This is a genomic window from Mycobacterium shunyiense, from assembly GCF_058270035.1.
On record NZ_JBZDPT010000043.1, the window covers coordinates 1 to 14,621 of the forward strand.

The window sequence follows — 14,621 nt, forward strand, 5'->3', positions numbered from 1 at the left end:
CACACATGTTCGACACTGATTCCGATGTCGCGCTGATCGACAAGATCAGTGCCGCGGCGCGCGCGGAGTCGGCGGCGATCGCGGGGCGGCTGGCTGCGATCGGGGCGTTGGACAGCCTGCGGGAACAGGAGTTGGCCGAGTCGATCTTTTGGACCACCGACCCGTTCGAAGAAGTCTCTGCCGAAGTGTCGGCGGCGTTGCGGATCAGCCGGGGCCGGGCCGGCACCCAGATTCATCACGCCCGGGTATTACGCGACAAACTCCCGTTGGTGGCCGCCCGGTTCGCCGTCGGGGATATCGATTATCGGGTGGTGCGGATGCTCATCGCCCGCACCGGCATCGTCGACCCCGCAGTGTGGGCCGGACTGGATGAGGAACTCGCGGCCCGGGCACATCAATGGATGCGGTTGTCTGAACGGCAGTTGCGGGACCGGGTGGATCAATGGATCGCCAAACTCGACCCCAACGGGGTACGGGTCCCACCCCCGATCGATGACGGGCGGTTTGTGCAGGTCGAGGCGAGCAGCCCCGGCATGGCCTCGGTGTGGGCCAACATCCACGCCGCTGACGGGGTCGCGCTGAATCAACGTCTCGATGCCGTCGCCGCCACGGTCTGCAGCCACGATCCGCGTACCCGCGAGCAGCGCCGCGCCGATGCGGTGGGGCCGGTGGCCCGACTGGAATCGCACCTGCCGTGTCTGTGTCGGCGCGAGGACTGCCCGGCCGCACAGCAGCGGGCGGCCGCCGATGCCGCGATGGTGCATGTGCTGGCCGACCAATCCACCGTGAACGGCACCTCGGATGATCCGGGGTATCTGGTCGGCCACGGCATCCTGCCCGCCGAGTCCGTGCGTGATCTGGCCGCCACCGCGAAGGTCAAACCGGTGCGCATGCCCGCTGCGGCCGGCGAGCCGCAGTACCGCCCCTCGGTGGCCTTGTCAGAATTCATCCGGTGGCGCGATCTGACGTGCCGGTTCCCCGGCTGTGACGCCCCGGCCGAACGCTGCGACATCGACCACACCGCACCCTGGCCCGCCGGGCCGACGCATCCGTCGAACACCAAACTCTTTTGCCGGGCACACCATTTGGTGAAAACGTTCTGCCCCGGCTGGACCGATCGTCAACGACCCGACGGCACCATCGAATTCACCACCCCCACCGGACACACCCACAGCACCGAACCTCACGGCGCCGCCCTGTTCCCGACTCTGGCCCAACCGACCGGGGACCTCAACCTCCCCGACCCCGAACCTGAAGCGCCCAGCCCCAATCGCGGTGCGAAGATGCCCAAACGCTCACGCACCCGCGAACAAGACCGCCAAGACCGCATCGCCGAAGAACGACGCCTGCGCGCCGAACTCAACAACGACCTCGCCTACGAACGCGACTACCAAGCCTGGCTCGCCGAACAATACGGACCACCACCACCCTTCTGAGACAGGCGGTTTGGTGCCGCTCGGTTCGGCGAAAAAGTCCGCAGTCCCCGAGCGGCAACAACCTCACGACGCGAGATCGCGTTGATGTGGTCGTCCGGATTCGAACCGCCATATCGCGTGATCGAGCGCGAACACATTCCACCCCGCGGATGCAGCTACCTCACGCACCATCTCAGCTGCGCATTCGGCACTGAGAGCGCCGATTTGGCGGGACACGTACGCCGCCACCACACGGCCGGCCCTCGCCCCAGGGATCTGTGTGAGCTTCAGCGTGTACTCCCAGGTGACGCCCGACCGCTGCCCGGACACCGCGCACCATGCCTTCGCGACCTGATCCCGGCGGTCGTCCTCCTCAACCAGGGTGCGCAGGTCCGCGGTCGTGCGAACATCCAGTGCGACAAGCGCTTCCGCAACCTGTTTGACGGCAATCGACTTCAAGGGCGCGTTCGCCATGGTCGAGGTGGGCCGACGATTTCCGATCTGCGTCGCCCATGAGTCCGGCCCGCCCAACTCGGCGATGTTCTGAAGAAGTTCGACCGCGCCGTCAGTATCGGCGTCCGCGCCCTGCGCAGCCCGATAGCCGCGGTATCGGGCGATGATCTTCTCCACAGAGGCACGTTGCGCCCCGGTCGAGTAGATCGAATCAATCACGCACAACGCCAGTGATTCTGGATATCCGAGCGGACTGAACCAGCGCTGCGGATCACCGAGATCGCGCAGGCACGCTTGGTGCAATTTTTCGACGTCTGAGTGCATGGGGAGTTCCTTCCGGCTGTTCGGGAACCCCGTCGGCTCCCGATGCGCTGGAAGCTAACGACGGAGGCCGACAGAAAGCCGTCGAAAATCCGTGCGGTGGCGAAGTTATCCACAGGCCTGCCGGACATTGGCCAGCAGGTGCGCGTGCCGCTGCGGCCACCAGAACAATTCGACCGCCAAGGCCACCAGGTAGACGACCGAGACGACGGCATTGCCGACCGACCCGAATACGGCGTCCCACAACGCGCTTGCCGCGGCGACGATGAGCACCACCGGCAAGAGCCAGCGAAACGGTCTGGCTGCCTCGGCGGCCTCATGCACGCCGCGGTCGTAGTCGCGGGCGGCCTCGACCAGTCGTGGGTCGTCGATGTGCTCACCACGGCGGGCAAAGGCAACGACCCTGACCCGATCAGCGCCGGTCAGCTGTCCCGACATCGGCCAGTACCGGGCCATCCGGCGCGCCATCCAGACGCCGTAGAACGTGCCCACGATGACGAGGACCAGCACGCCGGAGATCCAGAATCCGGAGTCCAGCCAGGAGAGCACGCCCAGCACGAATCCCACGCTGCCGCCGATCAGCAGCGCTCGGCCCCAAAAGCCGCGGCGCCAGACGAACGCCGGGACGGTCAGCACCGCCCGCTACCAATCTCCATCGGCCACAGCATCACCCGGCGTGCCCTTCACCGTGACGACTTTCGCGGGATCAACAGGGACAAACGGCATCTCGCCTTCCCCGAACCACTCCCCGACACTCTTGACGTTCTTCAACACCTCGGTGGCTGCCAGATCCTGGGCGTCCGCGTCGTAATAGTCGAACCATGGCAGACCGGCTTCGACATAGGCGTCGCGGTCCACCGGCGTGGGCGGCGGCACCTCACCGGTGATCGCAGTCCACTGCGCCGCGCTGCAGAGATGCACGAACACCCGCCACGAACGGTCCTCGTCGTAGTCGGACAGCGGGCGGTCGTCGACGTATACCTCCTGCCGCATCCTGCCGCCGGCGCCCAGACCCATCGACGCTGCTGCACAGGGCGCCGGGAGCGGACCGCAGTCATCGAAATCCACCGTCGCTTCTTCGATCAGACGACGCGCCCGCCACTCGTCGAGGGCCTCTGGCGTCAGACCGACCGCGCGCAGCTGGACACCGCCGTGGACTTCCTCGCCGGTGACCTGCCCTTCGACCGTTGCCCCGGAACCGAGCGGCACGGCCACGAACTGTCGGATGAACCCGTCACCGGCGTTGATGCCGTCGAGCCATGGCTGCTCGGGTAGAGCGACGTAGTTCTGCGGATCATGGGCCAGCCGGTCGGTCCAGCCCTCGCCGCTGACCGCGCACACCTTCCCGATGCCGATCTGCAGCGCGGCGGGTTCATCTGAGCCGAACGACAGCCACATCGCCTCACGCTGATAGACCGGCAGCATGACCCCGCCGTGCGCCAGCCACTCGGCGGGGACCCGATGGGGATAGTCCTGGACCCGACGCAGCGGAAACGAACCGAGACTCGGTGGGAGCGGGTGTAATCCGGTTTCCGGAATACGAAGGGTCCGCTCGAACGTCACCGTTGCCGGCCCCAAAAACAGCCGGTCACCGACGACCTTTACCTCAGGACTGTGTCCCATGTGTGCCTCCGTATTCGCCTGGTGGCGATATTGGTAGCACTGAGGACCGACAGTCCGACGACCTTGGCGGCTAGGTACAGCTAGACGGTGAACCCGAGCGCGCGCAACTGCTCGCGACCGTCGTCGGTGATCTTGTCCGGGCCCCACGGCGGGTTCCAGACCCAATTGATCTTGATCTCGTTGACCAGGCCCGCGCCCACGAGCGCGGTGCGCGACTGATCCTCGATCACGTCGGTCAGCGGGCATGCTGCCGAGGTGAGCGTCATGTCGATCAGCGCAACCGCGCCTTCATCGCCCTGCTCGACGTTGAGTCCGTAGACCAGGCCCAGGTCGACGACGTTGATGCCCAGCTCGGGATCAACCACGTCGCGCATGGCCTCCTCGACATCGGCGAGCAGCTCGTCAGAAGCGGTATCACTCATCGCTTGTCCTCCACGTCGTCGCTGGCCTGTGCCAACGCGTCTTTAAAAGCCATCCAACCCAGCAGCGCGCACTTCACCCGCGCCGGATACTTGGCGACACCGGCGAACGCGATGCCGTCACCGATTACATCTTCGTCCCCCTCCACGTTGCCGCGTGAGGAAATCATCTCGGTGAACGCCTCGACCGTCTTGAGGGCGTCTCCGACGCTCTGACCGATCACCTGATCGGTGAGCACCGAGGTGGCAGCCTGGCTGATAGAGCAGCCCTGCCCGTCATACGAGATGTCCGCCACCGTCTCCGCGTCGTCGGACAGCGTTACCCGCAGCGTCACCTCGTCCCCGCAGGTCGGGTTGACGTGATGTACCTCGGCGGCGAAAGGCTCCCGGAGTCCGCGATTGTGCGGATGTTTGTAGTGGTCCAGGATCACTTCCTGGTACATCTGTTCCATTTTCACGAGAAGAACTCCACGGCGCGTCTGATGCCGGCCACCAGGCGGTCGACCTCGTCGAGCGTGTTGTAGACCGCGAAGGACCCACGAGCGGTGGCGGCGATCCCGAAGCGACGGTGCAGCGGCCAGGCGCAGTGGTGTCCGACGCGCACGGCGACGCCCTCGTCGTCGAGCACCTGCCCGACATCGTGGGCATGGATCCCGTCGACCACGAAACTCACCGGGGACCCCCGATGTTCCATCGTCGTCGGCCCGATGATCCGAACCTGCGGAACCGAGGCAAGACCTTCCAGCGCGGCTGCCACCAGTTCGGCTTCGTGAGCCTCGACGGCGTCCATCCCGATCGCGCTCAAATACCTTGCGGCTGCGGCCAATCCGACCACCTGCGAGGTCATCGGCGTGCCTGCCTCGAATCGCTGCGGCGCCGGCGCGTAGGTGGTTTGCTCCATCGTGACGGTCTCGATCATCGAGCCGCCGGTGATGAACGGCGGCATCGAGTTCAGCAGCGCGAGTCGCCCGTAGAGCACACCGATACCGGTAGGGCCAAGCATCTTGTGACCCGAGAATGCCGCGAAATCGACGTCGAGCGCGTGAAAGTCAACCGGCTGATGGGGCACCGACTGGCAGGCGTCCAGCACCGTGAGCGCACCCACCGCCTTGGCCCGCGACACCAGTTCGGCCACCGGGGCAACGGCGCCCGTGACATTCGAATGATGGCTGAAGGCCACCACTTTCACCCGCTCGTCGAGCTCCAGGGAATCCAAATCGATGCGGCCGTCGTCAGTCACGCCATACCAACGCAGCGTCGCACCGGTGCGCTGGGCCAGCTCCTGCCAGGGAATCAGGTTCGCGTGGTGCTCCAGCTCGGTGGTGACGATGACGTCACCGGGGCCGACTGCATGCTCGAACCGCTCGTCCCCCAGCACGTATGCGACGAGGTTGAGCGACTCGGTGGCGTTCTTGGTGAACACCAGCTCATCCGGATCGGCACCGACGAACGCCGCGATGTCCGCGCGGCCCTGCTCGTAGGCGTCGGTGGCCTCTTCCATCAGCTGGTGCGCACCGCGGTGCACGGCACCGTTGGAAGTGGTCAGGAAGCGCCGTTCGGCGTCGAGCACCTGCAGCGGCTTCTGCGACGTCGCCCCGGAATCCAGGTACGCCAACTGCTTTCCACCGCGCATGACCCGGCTCAGAATCGGGAAGTCCGCCCTGACCTCAGCCAGCACGGTGGGGTCGATAGTCCGTGCGGCTGTCATGTCAGGCTCCGACCGCCTGCGTGAAGCGCACGTATCCGTTCTCTTCGAGCTCGTCGGCGAGTTCCGGGCCGCCCGATTCCACGATGCGGCCGCCGACGAACACGTGCACGAACTGCGGACGGATGTAGCGCAGGATCCGGGTGTAGTGGGTGATCAGCAGGATGCCGCCGTGCTCGGCCTCGGCGTAGCGGTTGACACCCTCGCTCACGATGCGCAGCGCGTCGACGTCCAGACCCGAGTCGGTCTCGTCGAGGATTGCGATCTTGGGCTTGAGCAGACCGAGCTGCAGGATCTCGTGGCGCTTCTTCTCGCCACCGGAGAATCCCTCGTTGACGCTGCGCTCACCGAACGCCGGGTCGATCTCCAGATCGTCCATCGCGCCCTTGACTTCCTTGACCCAGTGCCGCAACTTCGGGGCCTCGCCGCGGACCGCGGTGGCCGCGGTGCGCAGGAAGTTCGACATCGACACGCCGGGCACCTCGACGGGGTACTGCATGGCCAGGAAGAGGCCCGCGCGCGCCCGCTCGTCGATGCTCATCTCGAGGACGTCCTGCCCGTCGAGCGTGATCGACCCTGAGGTCACGGTGTACTTCGGGTGACCGGCGATCGCATAGGACAGGGTCGACTTGCCCGAGCCGTTGGGGCCCATCACCGCGTGGGTCTCCCCCGACTTCACGGTGAGGTCGACACCCTTGAGGATCGGGATCTCGGTGTTCTCAGCGCCTTCGGCGGCGTTGACCGAGACGTGCAGGTCCTTGATTTCCAGAGTGGTCATGACTAGTTGGCTCTCGATTCAGTGATGGCAAGTTCTTTTTCGATGGCTGCGGTCAGACGCTCGCGCACCTCGGGGACAGCGATCTTGGCGATGATCTCGTTGAAGAATCCGCGCACGACAAGACGTCGGGCCTGATCTTCGGGGATGCCACGGGCACGCAGGTAGAACAACTGCTCGTCGTCGAAACGTCCGGTGGCACTGGCGTGCCCGGCGCCGACGATCTCGCCGGTCTCGATCTCGAGGTTGGGCACCGAATCGGCGCGGGCACCATCGGTGAGCACCAGGTTGCGGTTCACCTCGAAGGTGTCGGTGCCGGTGGCCTCGGCGCGGATCAGCACGTCGCCGATCCACACCGTGTGCGCGTCAGGCTTCTTGGAATCCGGATCGCCCTGCAACGCGCCCTTGTAGAGGACGTCGGACTTACAGTGCGGCTGAGCATGATCGACCAGCAGCCGCGACTCGAAGAACTGACCGTCGTCGGCGAAGTAGGTGCCGAGCATCTTGGCGTCACCGCCGGGCCCCGTGAATCGCACGGTGGCCGAGGTGCGCACGACATCGCCACCGAGGGTGACGTTGACGTGTCCGAGCACCGCGTCCTTACCGAGCTTGGCGTGGTGCGCGCTGACATGCACCATGTCGTCGGCCCAGTCGGCGATCCAGATCAGTCCAAGACCGGCCGCATCACCGACGATGATCTCGACGTTGTCGGCGTAGGTTCCGCTGCCGCGCAGGTCGACCACCACGATCGCCCGGGACAGTTCCTCGACCCGGATCTGCAGATGCCCGTAACCCACGGTGTCCGCGCCGGGTCCGTCGATCACGATCTCGATGGGCTCGGCCACCTCGGTGTCACGCTTGACCGTCACCACCGTCGCGGTCTCGAACGACGAGTATGCCTGGGCAGCAACGCGATCGGTGGGTACTCCGCCCTCGCCGAGCCGCTTGTCGTCACGGCCGACGGTCTCGACCGTCACGCCCGGGCGCTCGGTCACCGTGATGCCGGCCTTGCCGTTCGCAACGGCCGAACCGTCGTGCAGGCCGCGAAGCCGCTTCAGCGGGGTGAACCGCCACAGCTCGTCGCGACCGCCAGGCACCTCGAAGGCGTTGACGTCGAAGGATGCGAACAGCTCGCCCTTATTAGTCGCGATCCCCTCGACCGCTTCAGTGAGATTCTGTGCCACTTAACCGACCGCGCCTTCCATCTGCAGCTCGATCAGCCGATTGAGCTCGAGCGCGTATTCCATGGGCAGTTCCTTGGCGATGGGCTCGACGAAGCCGCGCACCACCATCGCCATCGCCTCGTCCTCGGTCAGACCGCGGCTCATCAGATAGAAGAGCTGATCCTCGCTGACCTTGGACACCGTGGCCTCGTGGCCCATCGTGACGTCGTCCTCGCGGATGTCCACGTACGGGTAGGTATCCGACCGGCTGATCGTATCGACCAGCAGCGCATCGCATTTCACGCTCGACTTGCTGCCGTGCGCGCCCTTGTTGACCTGGACGAGTCCGCGGTAGGACGCGCGGCCACCGCCGCGGGCCACCGACTTGGACACGATGTTGCTCGACGTGTTCGGGGCCAGGTGCAGCATCTTGGCGCCGGTGTCCTGGTGCTGTCCCTCGCCGGCGAACGCCACCGAGAGCACCTCGCCCTTGGCGTGCTCACCGGTCATCCACACCGCCGGGTACTTCATGGTGACCTTGGAACCGATGTTCCCGTCGATCCACTCCATCGTGGCGCCGGCCTCGGCCCGGGCACGCTTGGTGACCAGGTTGAAGACGTTGTTGGACCAGTTCTGGATCGTCGTGTAGCGGACGCGGGCGCCCGGCTTGACGATGATCTCGACGACGGCCGAGTGCAGCGAATCCGACTTGTAGATCGGTGCGGTACAACCCTCGACGTAGTGAACGTAGGAGCCCTCGTCGGCGATGATCAGCGTCCGCTCGAACTGCCCCATGTTCTCGGTGTTGATCCGGAAGTAGGCCTGCAGCGGGATGTCGACGTGCACACCCGGCGGGACATAGATGAACGAACCACCCGACCACACCGCGGTGTTGAGTGCCGAGAACTTGTTGTCGCCGGCCGGGATCACCGTGCCGAAGTACTTCTGGAAGATCTCCGGGTGCTCGCGCAGGCCCGAGTCGGTGTCGAGGAAGATCACGCCGAGCGCCTCTAGGTCCTCGCGGATCTGGTGGTACACGACCTCGGACTCGTACTGCGCAGCCACACCCGCCACCAGACGCTGCTTCTCGGCCTCCGGAATGCCAAGGCGGTCATAGGTATTGCGAATGTCCTCGGGCAGCTCCTCCCAGGAAGCCGCCTGCTTCTCGGTGGAGCGCACGAAGTACTTGATGTTGTCGAAGTCGATGCCCTCGAGGTTGGAACCCCAGTTCGGCATGGGCTTCTTGTCGAACGTGCGCAGTGCCTTGAGCCGGGACTCCAGCATCCACTCCGGCTCGTTCTTCTTGGCCGAGATGTCACGCACGACGGCTTCCGACAGGCCGCGCTGCGCACTGGCGCCCGCGACGTCCGAGTCCGACCAGCCGTAGCCGTAGTTGCCCAGCGACGCGATGGTCTCTTCCTGGGTCAATGGCGTTTCGGGCGTGATGGTCATGTCGCCGCTCCTTGCTTGTTGCTCGCTGTCGTTTGGCTTGTCGCTGCGGCCGTCCGGGCTGGGCCGTCCGCATCGAGTGGAACGTGGGTGGTGCAGGCGCAGTCACCGTTGACGATGGTCGCCAGTCGCTGCACGTGGGTGCCCAGAATCTCGGCGAACGCCTCACTCTCCGCCTCGCACAACACCGGGAACTCCTCGGCGACGTGCGATACCGGACAGTGATGCTGGCAGATCTGCACCCCGCGAATCGGGCCGTCCACCGGGTTCGTGGTGGTGGCATACCCGGCCCGGGTCAGTGCGTCGGCGACACGCTGGGCGGTGTCGGCGACGCCCTCGGACCCCTCGGTCACGCCGGCCAGGATGGTGTCCATCCGGCGCCGAGCGAAGGTCCGTACGGCGTCCTTGCCGCCGATCTCGCGCAATTGCCGAATCGCGGCGACGGCGAGATCGTCGTACGTGTGGCCGAGCTTGGCGCGCCCCGCAGCCGTCAAGCGGTAGCGCTTGGCCGGGCGGCCCCGGCCGTTGTGCTGCCAGGCGGCCGCGGCACTGGCCTGCGCATCGCCGGCTTCGATCAGGGCATCGAGGTGGCGGCGTACACCGGCGGCCGAGATGCCGAGCCGGTCACCGATCTGCCCCGCGGTGATCGGGCCTTCGAGCAACAGGTGGATGATCGCGCGGCGGGTATGCCCGTCCGATGCCGGCACGACGTCGTTGACCGGCTTCGGCGCACCAGCCGAAGCAGAGCCCGCAGTCGTCCGACCCATTTTCACAACACCATTGTGACGGAATTCCGCTCAGGGATCCACCAAGGGCACCCTTACGTGACCTGGGCCACCGTTGCCCGGCGAAGACCGCCGCGGCCGACGGTTACGCTGCCCTGATGGCAAGCCGCCTGTCGACCTTCAGCACATCTATCGCCCGGTGGCACGGCGACGAACGCACAGTCGGATCCCCACTCAACCCCGCCGAGGTCGTCGCGCTGCGTCGTACCCGGCTTTTCGGTGCCACCGGCACCGTACTGATGGCGATCGGCGCCCTCGGTGCCGGCGCCCGTCCCGTCGTGCAGGATCCGACGTTCGGCGTGCGGCTGCTCAACCTGCCGTCCCGCATCCAGACCGTGTCTCTCACCATGACCACCACCGGTGCGGTGATGATGGCGCTGGCCTGGCTGATGCTCGGACGCTTCGCTCTGGGCCCCCGCCGGATGTCACGCAGCCAGCTCGACCGCACCCTGTTGCTGTGGGCCATCCCGCTGCTGATCGCACCCCCGATGTACAGCAAGGACGTCTACTCCTACCTGGCCCAGAGTGAGATCGGGTACATCGGCCTCAACCCCTATCAGGTCGGCCCGGCGACCGGTCTCGGCCTCGATCACGTGTTCACGTTGTCGGTACCCAGTCTGTGGCGCGAGACCCCGGCCCCGTACGGACCGCTGTTCCTGTGGATCGGCGAGAGCATCTCCGCCTTGACCGGTGAGAACATCGTCGCCGCCGTGCTGTGTCACCGCGCCGTGGTGCTGCTCGGTGTCGGGCTCATCGTGTGGGCGACGCCCCGGTTGGCCCGGCGCTGCGGCGTCGCCGAGGTCAGCGCACTGTGGCTCGGCGCATGTAATCCCCTGCTCTTCATGCATCTGGTGGCCGGTATCCACAACGAGGCGCTGATGCTCGGCCTGATGCTGGCCGGGACCGAGTTCGCGCTGCGGGGCATCGGAGCTGCCAGGTCGGCGACATCGGGATCAGTCGCCGCTCCCATAATTCCCCGGCCGCTGACCTGGCCACACTCACGCGAGGACTGGGACCGCTGGTATCCCGCGGGGATGCTCTTGTTCGGCACCGTCCTCATCACACTGTCCTCGCAGGTCAAGCTGCCGTCGTTGCTCGCACTCGGGTTCGTCGCGATGGCCCTGGCCTGGCGCCTGGGCGGCACGATCAAGGCGTTCTTCGTGGCCAGTGTCCCGCTCGGCGTGATCTCGCTGGCCGTGATGGGCCTGATCGGCTGGGCCAGCGGGCTCGGCTTCGGCTGGCTGTCCACCCTCGGCACCGCCAACGTGGTGCGCAGCTGGATGTCGCCGCCGACCCTGCTGGCATTGGGCACCGGTCAGGTCGGCATCCTGCTGGGGCTTGGCGACCACACCACCGCAGTGCTCGCCCTGACCCGCGCCATCGGCGTCTTCCTGATCGCAATCCTGGTCAGCTGGCTGTTGTTGGCCGTGATGCGCGGCCGGCTGCACCCCGTGGGTGGATTGGGCGTCGCCTTGGGCGGAACCATCCTGCTGTTCCCGGTGGTGCAGCCGTGGTACCTGCTGTGGGCGGTGATCCCGCTGGCCGCGTGGGCCACCCGGCCCGGTTTCCGTGGGTCCACGATCGCCATAACCCTGGTCGTCGGGATCTTCGGCCCGACGGCCAACGGCGACCGGTTCACGTTGTTCCAGATCGTGATGGCCACGCTGGCCAGCACGTTGATCGTGCTGATCCTGATCGGCATAACCTGGCGCCGGCTGCCGTGGCGCGCGTCACGCCAGACCGACACGGACGCACCGCCGACACCTACGCAATCCCCCGACGCCTACGCTGAATCCCCGTGACCTCGCGTTCTGATCAACCGGTGCTGCTCCGCGGCGTCAGCAAGCGCTACGGCGCGACGACGGCGGTGTCCAATTTGGACCTCGAAGTGCAGCGCGCCGAGGTGCTGGCTCTGCTCGGACCCAACGGCGCAGGCAAGACCACCACCGTCGAGATGTGCGAGGGATTCATCCGCCCGGACGACGGCCGAGTTGAGATCCTCGGGTTGGACCCCGTTGCCGACAACGCCCAACTCCGTGAGCGGATCGGCGTGATGCTGCAGGGCGGCGGCGGGTACCCCGCTGCGAAAGCGGGCGAAATGCTCGATCTCGTGGCCTCCTACGCTGCCGACCCTCTCGATCCGGCCTGGTTGATGGACACCCTCGGCCTGACCGAATCCGCCCGCACCACCTACCGGCGACTGTCGGGCGGCCAGCAACAGCGCCTGGCGTTGGCCTGCGCCGTGGTGGGTCGCCCCGAGCTGGTATTCCTCGACGAGCCGACCGCAGGAATGGACGCCCACGCCCGAATCGTGGTGTGGGAGTTGATCGATGCGCTGCGCCGGGACGGCGTGACGGTCGTGCTGACCACCCATCACCTCGCCGAGGCCGAGGAACTCGCGGATCGGATCGTGATCATCGATCACGGCGTGGCGGTCGCCACCGGCACACCCGCCGAGCTGACCCACAGCGGCGCCGAGAACCAGCTGCGTTTCAGTGCGCCGCGCAAGCTCGACCTGTCCCTGCTCTCCGCGGCCCTGCCGGAGAAATACAAGGCCACCGAGACGGCACCCGGCGAGTACCTGGTCGAGGGGCACATCGACCCGCAGGTGTTGGCCACCGTCACGGCGTGGTGCGCCCGACTCAACGTGCTGGCCACCGACATGCGGGTGGAGCAGCGCAGTCTCGAAGATGTATTCCTCGACCTCACAGGACGGGAGCTGCGGTCATGACGAGCGCTCCGAACCGGTTCGCCCCGGGCACCTTCTCCCCCGATCCCCGTCCGGCCAAGGTGCCGGCGATGCTCGCCGCGCAGTACCAGCTGGAACTGAAGCTGCTGCTGCGCAACGGTGAACAGCTGCTGTTGACCATGTTCATCCCGATCACGCTGCTGGTCGGGATGACGCTGCTGCCCCTTGGCTCGTTCGGCGACGACCGGGCCGGGACCTTCACCCCGGCGATCATGGCGCTGGCCCTGATCTCCACGGCATTCACCGGGCAGGCCATCGCGGTGGCCTTCGACCGTCGCTACGGCGCCCTGAAACGGCTGGGCGCGACCGCGCTTCCGGTGTGGGGAATCATCGCGGGCAAGTCACTGGCGGTCGTCACTGTCGTGTTCTTGCAGGCAATCTTGTTGGGCGCCATCGGTTTTGCGCTGGGTTGGCGGCCTTCGCCGCTGGGGTTGGCGCTCGGTGCGGTGATCATCGCGCTGGGCACGGCCACCTTCGCCGCGCTGGGGTTGCTGCTCGGCGGCACCCTCAAGGCCGAGATCGTGCTGGCGCTGGCGAACCTGCTGTGGTTCGTGTTCGCCGGTCTGGGCGCGCTGACCCTCGAAGGTGGCCCCGTGCCGTCGGCCCTGCGCTGGGCGGCCCGGCTGACACCGTCGGGAGCCCTCACCGAGTCCCTGACCCAGGCGATGACACTGTCGATGGACTGGTTCGGCGTGGCCGTGCTGGTGGTCTGGGGTGCCGTCGCCGCGATCTGCGCGCTGCGCTGGTTCCGCTTCACCTGATCCACACCGGCCCTACTACGGGTTGTAGTTCCTGATCAACTACGATCAGGCCGTGCCCGGCGGAACAGCTTTCCAGCGAATGGTCGACCTGCTGCCCCTGCCAAGTCTCCGGGTCCAGCGCCTGATCGCATTCCTGGTGATCCTCACCCAGGGCGGCATCTCGGTCACCGGGGCGATCGTGCGCGTCACCGCGTCCGGCCTGGGCTGCCCCACCTGGCCCCAGTGCTTCCCGGGCAGCTTCACCCCCGTCCCGCACGCCGAGGTCGCCGTCGTGCATCAGGTGGTCGAGTTCGGCAACCGGATGATCACCTTCCTGGTGGTGCTGACCGCCATTGCGGCCGTCCTGGCCGTGACCCGGGCCCGTCGCCGCCGAGAGGTGCTGATCTACGCCTGGCTGATGCCGGCCTCCACCGTGGTCCAGGCCATCATCGGCGGCATCACGGTGCGGACCGGCCTGTTGTGGTGGACCGTGGCCATCCACCTGCTCGCATCCATGGCAATGGTGTGGCTCGCGGTGCTGCTGTTCGTCAAAATCGGTCAATCCGACGACGGCGCGCCCACCGCGACCGTGCCGAAACCGTTGCGGCAGTTGACGGTCCTGAGTGCAATCGTCCTGGCCGCCGTCCTGGTGACGGGCACGCTGGTGACGGGCGCCGGTCCGCATGCCGGGGACAAGAGCCTCGACCGCGTGGTGCCGCGACTTGAGGTCGAGATCACCACGTTGGTGCACATGCATTCGTCGCTGCTGGTCGCGTACCTGTCCCTGATCGTCGCGCTGGGATTCGGCCTCACCGCGGTGCGCGCCTCTCGACCGGTCATGATCCGGCTCGCCGTCCTGGTCGTGGTGGTGTGCGCACAGGGGCTCGTCGGGATCGTGCAGTTCTATACCGGCGTTCCCGCCGTCCTGGTCGCCGTCCACGTCGCCGGTGCGGCCACCTGTACCGCGGCCACCGCGGCGCTGTGGGCCTCGATGCGGGAGCGGGTCCCGGCCGGCACCTAGTCC

Annotated in this window: 15 protein-coding genes; 5 read left to right on the forward strand and 10 right to left on the reverse strand. The window is 66.6% G+C overall.

Translation table 11 applies throughout. The features are described 5' to 3' along the window. The coding region (locus AC4ELS_RS23265) for an HNH endonuclease signature motif containing protein (protein WP_499049499.1) at positions 1-1,436 on the forward strand (1,436 nt) is incomplete at its 5' end. 63 nt (positions 1,437-1,499) lie between these two features. On the opposite strand, the gene AC4ELS_RS23270 is transcribed toward AC4ELS_RS23265, so the two are convergent. The 10 genes from AC4ELS_RS23270 to AC4ELS_RS23315 form a co-directional block, all read right to left on the reverse strand. Further along, entirely contained in the window at positions 1,500-2,192 is a 693-nt protein-coding gene (locus AC4ELS_RS23270; protein WP_498883218.1) for a DUF8548 family protein, read from the reverse strand. A gap of 105 nt (positions 2,193-2,297) precedes the next feature. Continuing rightward, positions 2,298-2,825, reverse strand: a complete 528-nt coding sequence (locus tag AC4ELS_RS23275) for a hypothetical protein (protein ID WP_498883217.1) — start codon at positions 2,823-2,825, stop codon at positions 2,298-2,300. A 6-nt stretch (positions 2,826-2,831) separates the two neighbouring features. Then, positions 2,832-3,812 carry a hypothetical protein gene (locus AC4ELS_RS23280; protein ID WP_498883216.1) on the reverse strand — a complete coding sequence of 327 codons (981 nt, stop codon included), beginning with the start codon at positions 3,810-3,812 and terminating at the stop codon, positions 2,832-2,834. A gap of 80 nt (positions 3,813-3,892) precedes the next feature. Beyond that, complete coding sequence (locus AC4ELS_RS23285) at positions 3,893-4,234, reverse strand: metal-sulfur cluster assembly factor (protein ID WP_064886506.1); 342 nt, start codon at positions 4,232-4,234, stop codon at positions 3,893-3,895. Further along, positions 4,231-4,683, reverse strand: coding sequence for a Fe-S cluster assembly sulfur transfer protein SufU (sufU, locus tag AC4ELS_RS23290; protein ID WP_498883325.1), 453 nt, complete (start codon positions 4,681-4,683; stop codon positions 4,231-4,233). The genes AC4ELS_RS23285 and sufU overlap by 4 nt, the downstream gene beginning before the upstream one ends. Before the next feature lie 2 nt (positions 4,684-4,685). Beyond that, complete coding sequence (locus AC4ELS_RS23295) at positions 4,686-5,939, reverse strand: cysteine desulfurase (RefSeq protein ID WP_498883215.1); 1,254 nt, start codon at positions 5,937-5,939, stop codon at positions 4,686-4,688. Position 5,940: 1 nt separating this feature from the next. After that, positions 5,941-6,714, reverse strand: a complete 774-nt coding sequence (gene sufC / locus AC4ELS_RS23300; RefSeq protein ID WP_064886509.1) for a Fe-S cluster assembly ATPase SufC — start codon at positions 6,712-6,714, stop codon at positions 5,941-5,943. Positions 6,715-6,716: 2 nt separating this feature from the next. Beyond that, entirely contained in the window at positions 6,717-7,895 is a 1,179-nt protein-coding gene (sufD, locus tag AC4ELS_RS23305; protein WP_448447791.1) for a Fe-S cluster assembly protein SufD, read from the reverse strand. After that, entirely contained in the window at positions 7,896-9,326 is a 1,431-nt protein-coding gene (sufB, locus tag AC4ELS_RS23310) for a Fe-S cluster assembly protein SufB (protein WP_055113723.1), read from the reverse strand. It abuts the gene before it with no gap. Then, positions 9,323-10,090 carry a helix-turn-helix transcriptional regulator gene (locus AC4ELS_RS23315; protein ID WP_088304528.1) on the reverse strand — a complete coding sequence of 256 codons (768 nt, stop codon included), beginning with the start codon at positions 10,088-10,090 and terminating at the stop codon, positions 9,323-9,325. Before AC4ELS_RS23315 ends, sufB begins: the two co-directional genes overlap by 4 nt. 116 nt (positions 10,091-10,206) lie before the next feature. Between AC4ELS_RS23315 and mptB the strand changes: the two genes are divergently transcribed. From mptB to AC4ELS_RS23335, 4 genes are all read left to right on the forward strand, one after another. After that, positions 10,207-11,910 (forward strand): polyprenol phosphomannose-dependent alpha 1,6 mannosyltransferase MptB, encoded by a 1,704-nt coding sequence (gene mptB, locus AC4ELS_RS23320; RefSeq protein ID WP_064886511.1) that lies wholly within the window; start codon positions 10,207-10,209, stop codon positions 11,908-11,910. Continuing rightward, on the forward strand, positions 11,907-12,839 hold the full coding sequence (locus AC4ELS_RS23325; protein ID WP_064886512.1) for an ABC transporter ATP-binding protein: 933 nt from the start codon (positions 11,907-11,909) through the stop codon (positions 12,837-12,839). Before mptB ends, AC4ELS_RS23325 begins: the two co-directional genes overlap by 4 nt. Next, entirely contained in the window at positions 12,836-13,618 is a 783-nt protein-coding gene (locus AC4ELS_RS23330) for an ABC transporter permease (RefSeq protein WP_055113716.1), read from the forward strand. Before AC4ELS_RS23325 ends, AC4ELS_RS23330 begins: the two co-directional genes overlap by 4 nt. A gap of 79 nt (positions 13,619-13,697) precedes the next feature. Then, positions 13,698-14,618 carry a COX15/CtaA family protein gene (locus tag AC4ELS_RS23335; protein WP_498883324.1) on the forward strand — a complete coding sequence of 307 codons (921 nt, stop codon included), beginning with the start codon at positions 13,698-13,700 and terminating at the stop codon, positions 14,616-14,618. Positions 14,619-14,621: the final 3 nt, after the last annotated feature.

What these genes read in the sequence shown, in the direction of transcription:
- AC4ELS_RS23270 (WP_498883218.1), bottom strand. Translation starts at nt 2,192, where the DNA reads ATGCACTCAGACGTCGAAAAATTGCACCAAGCGTGCCTGCGCGATCTC.
- AC4ELS_RS23280 (WP_498883216.1), bottom strand. Translation starts at nt 3,812, where the DNA reads ATGGGACACAGTCCTGAGGTAAAGGTCGTCGGTGACCGGCTGTTTTTG.
- AC4ELS_RS23285 (WP_064886506.1), bottom strand. Translation starts at nt 4,234, where the DNA reads ATGAGTGATACCGCTTCTGACGAGCTGCTCGCCGATGTCGAGGAGGCC.
- sufU (WP_498883325.1), bottom strand. Translation starts at nt 4,683, where the DNA reads ATGGAACAGATGTACCAGGAAGTGATCCTGGACCACTACAAACATCCG.
- AC4ELS_RS23295 (WP_498883215.1), bottom strand. Translation starts at nt 5,939, where the DNA reads ATGACAGCCGCACGGACTATCGACCCCACCGTGCTGGCTGAGGTCAGG.
- sufC (WP_064886509.1), bottom strand. Translation starts at nt 6,714, where the DNA reads ATGACCACTCTGGAAATCAAGGACCTGCACGTCTCGGTCAACGCCGCC.
- sufB (WP_055113723.1), bottom strand. Translation starts at nt 9,326, where the DNA reads ATGACCATCACGCCCGAAACGCCATTGACCCAGGAAGAGACCATCGCG.
- AC4ELS_RS23315 (WP_088304528.1), bottom strand. Translation starts at nt 10,090, where the DNA reads ATGGGTCGGACGACTGCGGGCTCTGCTTCGGCTGGTGCGCCGAAGCCG.
- mptB (WP_064886511.1), top strand. Translation starts at nt 10,207, where the DNA reads ATGGCAAGCCGCCTGTCGACCTTCAGCACATCTATCGCCCGGTGGCAC.
- AC4ELS_RS23330 (WP_055113716.1), top strand. Translation starts at nt 12,836, where the DNA reads ATGACGAGCGCTCCGAACCGGTTCGCCCCGGGCACCTTCTCCCCCGAT.
- AC4ELS_RS23335 (WP_498883324.1), top strand. Translation starts at nt 13,698, where the DNA reads ATGGTCGACCTGCTGCCCCTGCCAAGTCTCCGGGTCCAGCGCCTGATC.